The following is a 12,513-nucleotide window of genomic DNA, read 5'->3' on the forward strand; positions in this document are numbered from 1 at the left end:
CGGCCAATGGCCGCCTTTTTCTTATCCATCTCCCCGCCATATTGCAGGCCTGAAGCGCGTTCTGAAACTCTTCAGACGCGGCCGTCGGTGGGTCGGGCRTTGGGCGCGCATGCCCTTGGAGGCGAAATAAAGGAGGAGGGGGCGGCCGCAGGCCGACGCCGGGGGACATTCGCCGGAAAGGGCATGCGCGCCCAATGCCCGACCCACCGACGGCCGCGTCTGAAGAGTTTCAGAACGCGCTTCAGGCCTGCAATATGGCGGGGAGATGGATAAGAAAAAGGCGGCCATTGGCCGCCTTTTTCCCGTTACCGGTTGTGCCCGATCAGAACTGCACGGACCAGCGTGCGGTCACACCGTGATCGCGCGACTCGCTGCCGAACTGGCCGTTGTAGCCCAGTTCCAGCTGGTTGCGCGGGCTCAGCCAGGCCGACAGGCCCAGCTCGGCGACCACGGCGTGGTCGGCGATGGCCGCACCGCTCACGGTGAAGCTGCTGCCACCGGCCAGGGCCAGATCGGCGACCTGGCTGCGGTCGCCCCAGGCGCGACGGTAGCCGACGCCACCGCGCACGTGCAGCCAGCTTTCCTGCTGCCAGGAGGCCTTCAGGCCACGGTCGAAGCGCACACCGGCAGTGCCGATGTTGCTACGGGTGTCGCCCACGTTGCCGTGCAACGCCGCGGCACCGCCCTGCTCGTTGATGCCGTCCACGTCCACCTCGACGCGGGCCACCTGCAGGTATGGCTCCAGGCCGGCTTCGGCGTCGCCGATGCGGTAGGCACCTTCGACGAAGAGCTGGCGGGTCTTGGCGTCGTAACGGGCAGTCAGCGTGTCCTGGTAACCGGCGAAGGCCAGTTCGCGCTTGCTGTCCACCTCGTGACGGCTGTAACCCAGGCCCGCGCGCAGGCCGAAACCGCCCCACTGATTGCCGACGTAAGCACCGAAGTGGGTGTTGTCGATTTCAGCGCGGGCACGACGGCCCTGGCCCTGCTTGCTGTCGGTACGACCGGTACCGATCAGCCCGCCCACCTGCCAGCCACCGCCGAACTGGTGGTCCGCACCGACCAGCAACCCGTTGCTGTTGCTTTCGGTCCGGGCGGCGTTGGCATCGCCGTCAAGCTTGCCGCTGCCGCCGATGGCCTGCACCCACACACCGGTCACCGCTTCTTCGCTGGCGCCCGGTGCACGTGCACCGAGGCTGCGGCTGAGTGCGGCATCGCGCAGGTAACGGCTGCTTTCCACCAGCACCATCGGCGCGGCGGCATGCAGTTCACCACTCAGGCCGTCCAGCGCCGCGCCGACCTGGGCCGGGAACAGCTGGGTCAGCGGCTTGGGCAGGCCCTGGTTCAGCGCCAGGCCGTCGGCGCTGCGTGCCACGGCGAGTTGGTTGGCGGTCACCGCGGCGCTGGCCAGCGCGTTGCCGCGGGCGACGTTGATCTGCACACCGTCCGTGCCGTAGCCGAGGTTGAACTGCAGGAACGGCGAGAACGAACTGAAGTCCACGGTCGCAAAGCGTCCGTTGACGCCGCCGTCGGCCTGCAGGAAGTTGAACTGCTCGCCGAGGTAGTAGGTGCCCGCTTCCGGCAGCGCCTTCAGGGTGCCGTCCAGGGTAGCGGTGCCGGTCACATGCAGCTGGTCGCTGCGGCTGCCCGGGGCCAGTTCGGCCAGGTACACGCCGGTGGCGGTCTGCACGTAATCGCCGTCGACGGTCAGCGTGCCGATCGAATTGCCCGGCGCGATGATGCCTTCCACGCGGGTATCGCCCAGACGGCCGATGCCCTGCAGCGCGCCCTTGGCGCCGACGACGGTGGCACCGCCGGTCTGCACGCCATTGAAGGACACCACGCCGCCGCTGATGTTCAGGTCGGTGTTGTCCAGCACGCCGGTGGCGGTCACGCGGCTGCTGCCACCGATGCTGTTGAAGGTCATGTCGCGCAGGGTGCCGTTGAGCAGCAGCTGGCCGCCGGTGACATCCAGCGAAGCGGTCAGCGCGTTGACGCCGTTGAGCTCCAGGATGCCTTCACGCACGATCGCACCGTTGAAGCTGTTGTCACCGCTCAGGCGCAGCCAGCCGATGCCCGACTTGGTCAGCTTGCCCGGGCCGCCGATGTCATTGGTCCAGTCGTCCCACGCATCGCCTTCCCACACCTTCAGGCCGCCGGCCTTCTGGTTCATCACCACGTTGGTGTCCACGCGCAGCTGGCCGTAGCCTTCGATGGCCTTGGCCAGGTTCACCAGGCCCCAGCCGTAGACGTCGTCCACGCCGGCAGCACCGAGGTCGGTGGCGGTGGTCAGCAGCACATCGCGCACCTGCGCGTTGTCCAGGTAGGGGAAGCGTTCGAACAGCAGGCCCAGCGCGCCGGTGACATGCGGGGCGGCCATGGAGGTGCCGCTCAGGTCTTCGTAGCCATAGGTCGGAGACTGACCGTTGATGTCCAGCTTCAGATTGCCGTTGTCGTCGTACAGATCCGCGTCGATCTGCGAGTCCGGGCCGTAGACAGTGGACGTGATGTTCGAGCCCGGGGCCGCCAGGCACCAGTTCGCCGCAAAGCCGCAGCGCATGGAGCGGTTGCTCAGCTCGAGTTCTTCATTGACGTTGACCACCGCCAGCCAGTACGGCTCGATGTCGGCGACCGCGCGCGGGAGAGAGGCATACATGCCGGCAATCGGGGCTTCTTCCGGCGACGGGTTGACCGCGTCGGTGTTACCTGCGGCCCACACCTGGATCAGACCGCGGCTACGCGAGCCTTCGGCCATCGCGGCCAGCTGGTTCTCGAATACCGGGTGGGCCAGGTACATGTCCAGGTCTTCAACGGTACCCGGCTCGCTGCTGAGCCCCCAACTGTGGTTGACCGCGCGCACACCCTGCGCATTGAGCTGTGCGTATAGTTGCGGGAAGATCGAATCATCGGCGCCCAGTGCCGCCACCGTCTGCGACGAGGGATAGAAGCGCCCATCGATCTCGACGACGGTCAGGTAGCTCGCGCTGTTGGAGAACAGGCGCGCCACACTCAGATCGGCGCCGAAGGCCACACCGTGGGTACCATTGCCGTCACGGTTGGCCGCAATGGTGCCCGACACGTGGGTGCCATGGACCTGGTAGCTGGCGCCTTCATAGAAGCCATTGCGATTGAACAGGTCCTCGTACTGCGGATCGAGAATCTGATAGTCGACCGCCACCTGGTCGCCGTCACTGCTGAAGCAGGCATCCGGACCATCGATGATGGCGGTATTCGCGCACAGGCTGCCATCGGGCAGCACATCGGCCAGATGGATGCTGCGATGGTCCTTGCCGGCGAACTCGTCATGCTGCAGGCCGGTGCCGCTGTCGAACACGCCCAGGCGGATGCCCTTGCCGGTCAGGCCGCGCGCATAGGCGGCGTCGGCGTTGATCGCGCCCAGGCCCCAGTCGGCGTCGAACTCGGTGCTGCGCCAGCTCTCGGCATTGCCGGGGGTGCCGTTGATCGGGCCGGGGGCCGGCTCGGCAGTGATGCGGACGCCGCCGACATTGGCGACGTTGGCCGCCGGCAGGTCGAGGCTGAAAGCCGCCCGCTGCAGCGCGCGCTGTTGCTGGTAGGTGCTCAGGGAGTCGCTGGAGGAACTGGCCAGCGCAGGCACCGCAAGGGCGGCCAGCAGGGTTCCGGTGATGGCCGATGCCAGCAGGCTCGGCGAGGGACGGCGACGTGCGTTGGAGCGCGATACGTAGGTCATTTGAACTCTACTTCCTTGAAGTGATTCGGGCCGGGACATCGCAGGGATATCGGCAGCCGCACCAGAAGATGCATGCCATTCCATACGACATGCTGACTGATCCTAAGCGATTTTTTACAGAATTTTTACAATTTATGGGCATAAGCCGATGCGGCGGAAACGCCGCCGGTCAACATCCGTGTTGGTCGCCCTGCGGGGCGACCCTGCAAGGTCCTTTGCACCATCGCAGGCGGAAGCCTTCGACGGTGCCACGCGTAGCACACAACCAGGCGTCATCCAGAATTCTGGACAACATCACGCTAACCATTGACGTGGCAGATGGGTATCAGGAAAACCCCCACAGCGATTGACTACGTCGGCGGATGCCCGATTCCACCTCCATGAGCTACGTCACTTGGCAATCCCGCCGGCAACCGCTAGCGTCGGCCGATCCGTCCATGCCGCATCGGGGAAACATGCGCACACGATTGACCGCCGGGGTGGCCCTGGCGCTGTTTTCACTTGCCGCGCCGTCGGCGCCGGCCGCCTCGCGATTCGTGCAGGACCCCTATCCCAGCACCTACGCGCCGATCGCCTCGGCGCCGGTACTGATCCGCAATGCCACCGTGCTGACCGGTACGGGCGTGCGCCTGGAACAGGCCGACGTGCTGCTGCGCGATGGCCGCATCGCCGCCGTCGGCACGGCGCTGGCCGCACCGGCCGATGCGCGCGAAGTGGATGCGCGGGGCAAGTGGGTCACTCCCGGCATCATCGACGTGCATTCGCACCTGGGCGTGTACCCCAGCCCCGGGGTGAGTGCGCACAGCGATGGTAACGAGATGACCGCGCCGGTCACCGCCAACGTATGGGCCGAACATTCGGTATGGCCGCAGGATCCGGGCTTCGCCGCAGCGCTCGCCGGCGGCGTGACCGCGATGCAGGTGCTGCCGGGCTCGGCCAACCTGGTCGGTGGCCGCGGCGTTACCCTGAAGAACGTGCCGGCCACCACCTACCAGGCCATGAAATTCCCCGGCGCGCCGTGGGGGTTGAAGATGGCCTGCGGCGAAAACCCCAAGCGCGTCTACGGCGGCGGCAAGGGCGTGGCGCCGTCAACGCGGATGGGCAACGTGGCCGGCTACCGCGCCGCCTTCATCGATGCCAGCGAGTATCTCGCCAAGAACGCGCCGAAGAAGCCCCAGAAGAAGAAACGCTGGTTCGGTGGCGATGACAAGGGCGACAGTGCCGGCGATGCCGGTGGCAAGCGCGACCTCAAGCTGGACACGCTGGCGGGCGCGATCCAGGGCGACATCCGCGTGCACATCCACTGCTACCGCGCCGACGAGATGGCGACCATGCTGGATCTGTCCAAGGAATTCGGCTTCAAGATCGCCGCCTTCCACCATGCCGTGGAGGCCTACAAGCTGGCTGACCGGCTCGCCGCCGAGGGCGTGTGTGGTGCGCTGTGGGCCGATTGGTGGGGCTTCAAGATGGAGGCCTTCGACGGCATCCAGGACAACATCGCGCTGGTCGACCGCCCGGCCAACAGCTGTGCGATCGTGCATTCCGATTCGCCCGAAGGCATCCAGCGGCTCAACCAGGAAGCAGCCAAGGCGATCGCCAACGCGCGCCGCGCCGGTCTCACGATCGCGCCGGAGCGCGCGATGATGTGGCTGACGCTCAACGCGGCACGCTCCTTGGGCGTGGAGAAGCAGACGGGCAGCCTGGAGGCGGGCAAGATGGGCGATGTGGTGGTGTGGAACGGGAGTCCCTTCAGTTCCTACGCGCAGGCCGAACAGGTCTATATCGACGGACATCAGGTCTACGACCGCCACGATGCGCGGCGGCAGCCGCTGTCGGACTTCATGCTGGGCCAGGAGGTCCGGCCATGAGGCGCGCTTGGAGTAGTTCGGCGCGTTGCCGAGCGTGGCTCGGCACTACCTTGCTGGTCTTGGCCGCCCTGCCGGCGCAGGCGCAGGACCTGCTGGTGCGCAATGCCACGGTGCACACCGCCAGCGCGCGCGGCAGCCTGGAGCACGCCGACGTGCTGGTCCAGGGCGGCATCATCCGCGCGGTCGGCGCAGGTCTGTCGGCACCGGCTGGCACCGTGGTGGTCGAGGCTGCAGGCAAGCCGCTGACCCCGGCGCTGTTCGGTGGCATCACCGACATCGGCATCGAGGAAGTGTCCGGCGAGTCGGCCACGGTGGACAGCACGCTGAAGCTGGACGACCAGCCATTGCGACCGGAATTCGATGTGAGCCTGGCCTATAACCCCGACTCGGTGCTGATCCCGGTGGCCCGACTGGACGGGATCGGGTTCACCGCGTTGGGGGCCAACAGCGGCGGTGGTTTCATCGCCGGCCAGGGCGGCGTGGTGCGGTTGGATGGCAGCACCGATCCGATCGGGCCACTGGCGTTGTACCTCCGTCTGGGCGCGTCCGGCGCCGAGTTGACCGGCAGCTCGCGCGCGGCGCAATGGATGCTGCTCGAACAGATGGTCAGCGAAGCGCGTGGTCGCGTGCCTGCCGATTCGCCGCACGCATTGCTGACCCCCGCCGGCCGCGCCACGCTGGCCCGCTACCTCGGCGGCCACGGGCGGCTGGTAGTGCAGATCGACCGCGCCGCCGACATCCGCCAGCTGCTGCGCTGGGCGGCCCGCGAAAACGTGAAGATCGCCATCGCCGGGGGTGCCGAAGCGTGGCGGGTGGCACCGCAGTTGGCGCAGGCCAACGTACCGGTGTTCGTTGACGCGCTGGGCAACCTGCCGGCCAGCTTCGACCAGATCGGTGCCACTCTGGAGAACGCCGCGCGCCTGCGTGCCGCTGGCGTGCAGGTCAGCTTCGCCCAGCGCGAGGATGCCTCACACAACGCGCGCAAGATGCGCCAGCTGGCCGGCAATGCGGTGGCCAATGGCCTGCCCTGGCAGGATGGCCTGGCAGGGCTGACCCGGGTGCCGGCACAGGTGCTGGGCGTGGGCGAGCGGATCGGCACGATCGAGGTCGGCAAGCTGGCCGACCTGGTGCTGTGGGAAGGCGACCCGCTGGACGTGGGCCACTACGCCGAGCAGGTGTGGCTGGGCGGCCGGCCGATGCCGATGCGCTCGCGGCAGACCGAACTGCGCGATCGCTACCTGGCCCCGGCTTCGGCCGAACCACGCGCATACTCGCGCTGAGCCGCCTTCCGCGGCGGGGCCCGCCCCCGCCGCATCCACCTGCAAGGAATTCCCGATGGCGCTGCGCTGGTACTTTGATTTCGTCTCGCCGTTCGCCTATCTGCACTGGCAGCAGCTCAAGCAGCTGCCGCAGTTCGAGCGGATCACGCCGGTGCCGATCGCCTTCGGTGCGGTGCTGCACCACCTGGGCAACCTGGGCCCGGCCGAGATCCCGGCAAAGCGCCGCTTCACCTACCGGCAAGTACTGTGGCAGGCGCAGCAGCAGGGGGTGACGCTGCGCTTCCCGCCCGGGCACCCGTTCAATCCCCTGGCCGCGCTGCGGCTGTGCCTGGCCGCCGAAGCCAGCCACCAGGCCGTGGACATCCTGTTCAACTGGATCTGGCGCGATGGCCACGCCGCCGATACCCCCGCCGCGCTGGCCCTGCCGGGCGCGATGCTGGAAGTGGCCAACGTGGCCGCAGCGGTATCGGCGCCGTCGGTGAAGGAGCAGCTGCGGCAGAACACCGAAGCGGCGATCAGCGCCGGGGTGTTCGGGGTACCGACCCTGGCCATCGATGGCGAACTGTTCTGGGGCAACGAGGCGCACGGCCTGATGCAGGCCGTACTGGCCGACCCGACCATGCTGCAGCGCGGCGAATGGGCACGGATCGATAACCTGCCGGTGGCGGTGGAGCGCAGCCGACCGGCAAGCTGACTGGCCGCTCAGGCAGCGTCGACGATTTTGAGATAGCTTTCACACTTCCGAACCTACAACCGGCCTTGAGGGGGGCTCAGGATGCGCATCGGAATCGTCGTCGACTCTGCCTGCGATTTGCCGCAGGACTTCATCGAACAACACAACATCGTGCTGCTGCCAATCACGGTGCGGATCGGCGAAGCGGTGCTCGCCGACCATCGCGACGAGCAGGCCACGCTCAGCTTCCTGCATGCCCACGTGGCCGAACACGGCGCCGAAGCGGAGACCATTCCGTTCAGCGTCACCCAGATCCGCGACCTGTTCCTGGGCAAGCTGGTGATCGATTACGACCATGTGTTCTGCATGACGATCACCAAGACCCGCAGCCCCATCCATGACAACGCGATGCAGGCCAGCTTCGCGATCCTCAACGACTACAAGCCGGTGCGCCAGGCAGCTGGCTTCAATACGCCGTTTGCCCTGCGCGTGCTCGATACCCAGAACCTGTTCGCCGCGCAGGGCGTGACCGCGGTGGAAGCGGTGCGGCTGCGCGCCAGTGGCGTGAGCGTGCAGCAGATCCGCGAACGGCTGGAAATGCTGGCGCAGAACGTGCACGGCTACATGGTCACGCGCGACCTGTACTACATGCGCGCCCGCGCCCGGCACAAGGGCGACCGCAGCGTCGGCCTGCTCAGCGCGGCGCTGGGCAGCGCGCTGGACATCAAGCCGGTACTGCATGGCTACCGCGGGCAGACCGGGCCGGTGGCCAAGATCAAGGGCTTCGACAACGCGGTGCAGAAGCTGTTCGATTTCGTCGGGCAGCGGGTCAAGGCCGGGCTGCTGACGCCCACCGTATGCGTCAGCTACGGCGGCGAGCTGGCCGACCTGCAGGCCCTGCCCGGCTACGCCACGCTGCAGCAGACCTGCCAGGCGCACGGGGTGGAGCTGTTCGAGTCGGTGATGAGCCTGACCGGCATGGTCAACGTCGGCAAGGGCGCGGTCACCATTGGATTTGCCGACGAACCGCATACCTTCAGCGGCTGAGCCGCCGATCTGCACGCCGATTGCACTTCGGCTCTGCCAGCCTTGCCGCATTCACTGGAGGTAACCATGTCAACGCAGTACCACATCAGCCTGCCGGACCCGTCCAAGGCCCGCGGCAACGATCCAGACCTTTCCTTCCGCTCGCAGGGCGCCGCCGGCTTCGCCGAGGAGCTGCAGGATGCCCTGCGCAGCACCGTCCTGTTCGACAAGTGGCGTGCCAAGCAGCCCGACCCGGACGCGGTCGAAGCGCAGTGGGGGGCCACCGATCCGTCGGCCACCGTCACCGGCTCGCAGGACGACCTGCGCATCAACCTGGTGGCCACCACCCGCATCGACAGCGATGTGTTCAAGCAGCGCCTGCGCATGCTGGCCGGGCATCATTGGGAGCTGCGCGACGTGCGTTGAAGCGCGATGCGATGGTAACGTGCCGACCGCATGTTGCCCTCGCCGCTCTCCAGAGCGGGCTGCGCATGCCGCCCGACACTGGAACCGGGCCGCCATCATGGCGGCCTTTACGCATGGAATGCCGCGTGGACCCGAAACGCCGCAATCTCATCGACCGCACCGACCTTGACGCGTTGCTGTCGCCGCCGCAGGCGCCGTTTCGCGACGTGGTGGATCCGGTGCGCGTGCCCGCGCCGCGCCCTGGCCCGACTGCATCGGCGCCTCCGGCGGTGCCGGCCGACGACGTCGTGTACCTCGTTCCCAACCGCGGCGTGCGCCGCGTCATCCTGATCGCCGCCGGCGGTCCGATCATGCTGATCGGCATGATGCTGCTGGAAGTCATCTGGAGCGCCCTGCCCGAGGGCGGCACCGTGCTCCGGGCGGCGCTGACGGTGATTCCGGTGCTGATGATCGGCTACCTGCCCTACCGACTGCTGGGCCGGCGGGGTTCACCCCGACGGCCGGTCGACAGCGGATCAGGGATGCGCGGCCCCGGCGCCTGACGTCCCCGTCGTTGCGACCGCTTCGCCACCCTGCCAGCCCCCCAACGCCCGGTACAGCTCCACCCGCGGCATTGCCGCACTGGCGTGGCGGGTGGCCAGCGCTGCCTGGTTGTCCAGGGCGATGCGCTGGGGGATCGCTGCGCTGCTGCTCGCTGGCTTCAGCATCGATCGCAGCGTCCATTGTCAGCGCCGGGCGCCACGCCGCGGCGACCGGCTCATCGCGGCGTCGCGCCGGCGACGGATGACACGCCAGCGTCCGCCTCCACCACCCGGTTGCGGCCATGCCGCTTGGCCTCGTACAACGCGGCATCGGTGGCTGCCAGCAGGCCACTGGGATCGGACGAAGCGATCTGCGCGACATGCGCCACGCCGATGCTGACGGTCACACCGATCAGGTTGACCGCACCGGGCGAGGCCAGACGCACCCGTTCCACCGCCTGGCGCATGGTCTCGGCCAGCGCCAGCGCACCCTCGCGCGTCGTCGCGGGAACCACCACCGCGAATTCCTCACCGCCGTAGCGCGCCACCACGTCCGACCCGCGCGTGGCACAGCCGGCCAGGGTGGTGGCGACCTCGCGCAGGCATACATCGCCCAGCGGATGGCCGAAGCGGTCGTTGAACTGTTTGAAGTGATCGATGTCCACCATCAGCAACGCCATGCCCTGCCCGCTGCGGCGCGCGCGGCCCCATTCGGCCTGCAGCACGTGGTCGAACTGGCGGCGGTTGGCCACCCCGGTCAATGCGTCCACCCGCGACAGTACGTCCAGCTGGTCCTGGCGCTCCATCGCACGTACCTGCATCACCACCCCGCGCAGGCCCGACCCCAGCGTGGCCACAGCGCGAAGCCGACCACGGCCAGGTGCGGGTGCTTGTCCACCATCAATCCCGACACCACCAGCAGCGCGGCCGGCAGGATCAACGGGCTGCCCGCGCGCACCGCCAATGCCAGGCGGCGCGGTGTGGTGTCCTCCGCCTCGGCGCCGCCGCGCAGTGCCAGTACCGCAAGCAGCAGGAACGGCAGGTCGATCAGCACATCGGTCAACCCGCCGTAGCTTGCCTCGGTGGCAAAGTGGTTGATGTAGGCGGCCATCCCCAGATAGAGCCAGGCGAACAGGCTCAACGCACGGAAGAACACCCGGCGCGAGCCGTCTTCGCTGGCAAGGTAGCGCACCAGCGCGAACACCGCGATGAACAGGTTCTCGATGTCGAACATCACCCGCAGGCTGTTTATCCCCTGCGCCGGGGCATCGCTCACCGTGGCGAAGGAAAAGGTGTGCACGAAGAACAGGTAGCCCAGCAGCAGCGCCAACGCGCCATCGATAAGGATCAGGTACCAAGGCTCATGCCGCGGGTGCGCCATCGCAAATGTCAGCGGCACCCCGTACAACACGTAGAGCAGCATGCTGGCGCCCGGCGTCGCATCGGGATTGCCGCGTCCGATTTCCTGGTACATGTTCAACGCCATGCCGCCGGCCCACAGCAGCATGCCCACCGCGAGCGCCAGCCAGCCCACGCGCGCCTGGCTCAGCCGCATGCGCCACAGGCAGCCAAGCGCGGCCAGCAGCGGCGCACCGATCAGGAACGAAAATGACAACGCCTGTGCATGGCCCGGCAGCAATGCCAGGGCCAATCCGTGGCACAGCAGGTACAACGCCGCCCACCATGCTGCTGCCATGCAACCCCCTGTCCGGAGTGACGTGCGCCCACGATAGCGCGAATGCCCTGCGGCGCCGATCAAACGAGGCAAGGCGCTTCACAGGCCGTGCACGCTGCCAGGGACCGCGTCGCACTCAGCTGCCCGTCAGCGTTTTCACGGCACACGTGCACATCGCTCCGGCAAGGTAAATCCATACCCCCTACCGGACGTTCTCGATGATCCTGCGCCCGCGCGCCACCGCCCCGCTTCTCGCCTTCGCCCTGGCCTGCGCAGCACCGGCCTGGGCGCAAACGCCGGCTGCGCTGCCGGCGCCCATTGCCGAAAACGCCACCGCCGGGAACAGCGCGCCGGCCACCGGTGTGCGCTCTGACCTGCACGCACAAGTGCTGCTGGACCGTGCGCACTTCTCGCCGGGCGAAATCGATGGCCTGCCCGGCTCGAACCAGAAGCGTGCGGTGGCCGGTTTCCAGGCCGCCCGCGGCCTCAAGGTTACCGGTGAACTCGACGATGCCACCTGGCAGGCGCTGCAGCCGGACAGCACGCCCGTGCTGGCCCGTTACACCCTGACCGCCGAGGACGTGGCCGGCCCGTTCCAGCCGATCCCGAAGAAGCCGGCCGAGCAGGCCAAGCTCAAGGCGCTGGGCTTCACCACGGTGCAGGAGTCGCTGGGCGAACGCTTCCATGCCTCGCCCGAGCTGCTGCGCACGCTCAACCCCGGCGTGGACCTGGCCAAGGCCGGCAGCGAGATCCAGGTACCCAACATCGCCGCGGCGGCGCTGCCCAAGGCGGCCAAGCTGGTGATCGACAAGTCCGATTCCACGCTGCGCCTGTATGACGCACAGGGCAAGGTGTACGCGCAGTTCCCGGTGTCCTCGGGCAGCAAGCACGATCCGCTGCCGATCGGGACCTGGAAGATCCTGGGCATCTCGCGCGAGCCGACCTTCCACTACAACCCCAAGCTGTTCTGGGATGCCAGCAAGAAGGAGAGCAAGGCACTACTGCCGGCCGGCCCGAACAACCCGGTCGGCCGGGTCTGGATCGATATCTCCAAGCCGCACTACGGCCTGCACGGCACGCCCGAGCCGGGCCATGTGGGCAAGACCGAATCGCACGGCTGCGTGCGCATGACCAACTGGGATGCCCTGCAGGTGGCCGATGCGGTGGACGCCTCGGTGCCTGTGGTGATGCAGGAGTGATGCGATGACACTGCCCAAACTGCTCGCACTGGGACTGGTGATCGGCGTGGCGGGCTGGTGGTGGCTGGGGCCGCGCGCGGAACAGGCGCCCGCCGCCGCGGTCGCATCGCCAGCGGTGCTGGCGACGCCGGGACGCGCC

Annotated in this window: 11 protein-coding genes; 7 read left to right on the top strand and 4 right to left on the bottom strand. The window is 67.8% G+C overall.

Annotation, left to right across the window (positions count from 1 at the left end; translation table 11 throughout):
• Positions 1 to 322: 322 nt before the first annotated feature.
• Complete coding sequence (locus AC1DR7_RS18825; protein WP_478051452.1) at positions 323 to 3,706, bottom strand: autotransporter domain-containing protein; 3,384 nt, start codon at positions 3,704 to 3,706, stop codon at positions 323 to 325.
• Positions 3,707 to 4,161: 455 nt separating this feature from the next.
• Here AC1DR7_RS18825 and AC1DR7_RS18830 point away from each other — a divergent pair, with 455 nt between their 5' ends.
• The 6 genes from AC1DR7_RS18830 to AC1DR7_RS18855 all read left to right on the top strand — a co-directional run bounded on the left by AC1DR7_RS18830 (position 4,162) and on the right by AC1DR7_RS18855 (position 9,521).
• Positions 4,162 to 5,574, top strand: a complete 1,413-nt coding sequence (locus AC1DR7_RS18830; RefSeq protein WP_457318609.1) for an amidohydrolase — start codon at positions 4,162 to 4,164, stop codon at positions 5,572 to 5,574.
• Positions 5,571 to 6,854, top strand: a complete 1,284-nt coding sequence (locus tag AC1DR7_RS18835; RefSeq protein ID WP_457318610.1) for an amidohydrolase family protein — start codon at positions 5,571 to 5,573, stop codon at positions 6,852 to 6,854. Before AC1DR7_RS18830 ends, AC1DR7_RS18835 begins: the two co-directional genes overlap by 4 nt.
• A gap of 55 nt (positions 6,855 to 6,909) precedes the next feature.
• Positions 6,910 to 7,548 carry a 2-hydroxychromene-2-carboxylate isomerase gene (locus tag AC1DR7_RS18840; protein WP_457318611.1) on the top strand — a complete coding sequence of 213 codons (639 nt, stop codon included), beginning with the start codon at positions 6,910 to 6,912 and terminating at the stop codon, positions 7,546 to 7,548.
• Positions 7,549 to 7,629: 81 nt separating this feature from the next.
• Positions 7,630 to 8,574: a DegV family protein gene (locus AC1DR7_RS18845; protein WP_256777323.1), complete on the top strand. Its 945-nt coding sequence runs from the start codon at positions 7,630 to 7,632 to the stop codon at positions 8,572 to 8,574.
• 66 nt (positions 8,575 to 8,640) lie between these two features.
• A complete protein-coding gene (locus AC1DR7_RS18850; protein WP_457318612.1) occupies positions 8,641 to 8,979 on the top strand; it encodes a hypothetical protein in 339 nt (112 codons plus the stop codon).
• A 125-nt stretch (positions 8,980 to 9,104) separates the two neighbouring features.
• A complete protein-coding gene (locus AC1DR7_RS18855; RefSeq protein ID WP_457318613.1) occupies positions 9,105 to 9,521 on the top strand; it encodes a hypothetical protein in 417 nt (138 codons plus the stop codon).
• Here the strand turns inward: AC1DR7_RS18855 and AC1DR7_RS18860 are convergent.
• Genes AC1DR7_RS18860 through AC1DR7_RS18870 form a run of 3 tightly spaced genes read right to left on the bottom strand, consistent with a single transcriptional unit; the run spans position 9,495 to position 11,196 of the window.
• Positions 9,495 to 9,686, bottom strand: a complete 192-nt coding sequence (locus tag AC1DR7_RS18860; protein ID WP_457318623.1) for a hypothetical protein — start codon at positions 9,684 to 9,686, stop codon at positions 9,495 to 9,497. The two genes, AC1DR7_RS18855 and AC1DR7_RS18860, sit on opposite strands and share 27 nt — an antisense overlap.
• A gap of 50 nt (positions 9,687 to 9,736) precedes the next feature.
• On the bottom strand, positions 9,737 to 10,357 hold the full coding sequence (locus tag AC1DR7_RS18865; RefSeq protein WP_478051453.1) for a GGDEF domain-containing protein: 621 nt from the start codon (positions 10,355 to 10,357) through the stop codon (positions 9,737 to 9,739).
• Positions 10,321 to 11,196 carry a hypothetical protein gene (locus AC1DR7_RS18870; RefSeq protein ID WP_457318615.1) on the bottom strand — a complete coding sequence of 292 codons (876 nt, stop codon included), beginning with the start codon at positions 11,194 to 11,196 and terminating at the stop codon, positions 10,321 to 10,323. Before AC1DR7_RS18870 ends, AC1DR7_RS18865 begins: the two co-directional genes overlap by 37 nt.
• 197 nt (positions 11,197 to 11,393) lie before the next feature.
• Here AC1DR7_RS18870 and AC1DR7_RS18875 point away from each other — a divergent pair, with 197 nt between their 5' ends.
• The gene (locus AC1DR7_RS18875; protein ID WP_478051454.1) at positions 11,394 to 12,374 is read left to right on the top strand and encodes a L,D-transpeptidase family protein; all 981 of its coding nucleotides are present in this window, start codon (positions 11,394 to 11,396) and stop codon (positions 12,372 to 12,374) included.
• Positions 12,375 to 12,513: the final 139 nt, after the last annotated feature.

The sequence above is a fragment of the Stenotrophomonas sp. P5_A9 genome, assembly GCF_056400525.1.

Coding starts and splice junctions, on each gene's coding strand:
- AC1DR7_RS18825 (WP_478051452.1), bottom strand. CDS start 3,706: ATGACCTACGTATCGCGCTCCAACGCACGTCGCCGTCCCTCGCCGAGC.
- AC1DR7_RS18830 (WP_457318609.1), top strand. CDS start 4,162: ATGCGCACACGATTGACCGCCGGGGTGGCCCTGGCGCTGTTTTCACTT.
- AC1DR7_RS18835 (WP_457318610.1), top strand. CDS start 5,571: ATGAGGCGCGCTTGGAGTAGTTCGGCGCGTTGCCGAGCGTGGCTCGGC.
- AC1DR7_RS18840 (WP_457318611.1), top strand. CDS start 6,910: ATGGCGCTGCGCTGGTACTTTGATTTCGTCTCGCCGTTCGCCTATCTG.
- AC1DR7_RS18845 (WP_256777323.1), top strand. CDS start 7,630: ATGCGCATCGGAATCGTCGTCGACTCTGCCTGCGATTTGCCGCAGGAC.
- AC1DR7_RS18850 (WP_457318612.1), top strand. CDS start 8,641: ATGTCAACGCAGTACCACATCAGCCTGCCGGACCCGTCCAAGGCCCGC.
- AC1DR7_RS18860 (WP_457318623.1), bottom strand. CDS start 9,686: ATGCTGAAGCCAGCGAGCAGCAGCGCAGCGATCCCCCAGCGCATCGCC.
- AC1DR7_RS18870 (WP_457318615.1), bottom strand. CDS start 11,196: ATGGCAGCAGCATGGTGGGCGGCGTTGTACCTGCTGTGCCACGGATTG.
- AC1DR7_RS18875 (WP_478051454.1), top strand. CDS start 11,394: ATGATCCTGCGCCCGCGCGCCACCGCCCCGCTTCTCGCCTTCGCCCTG.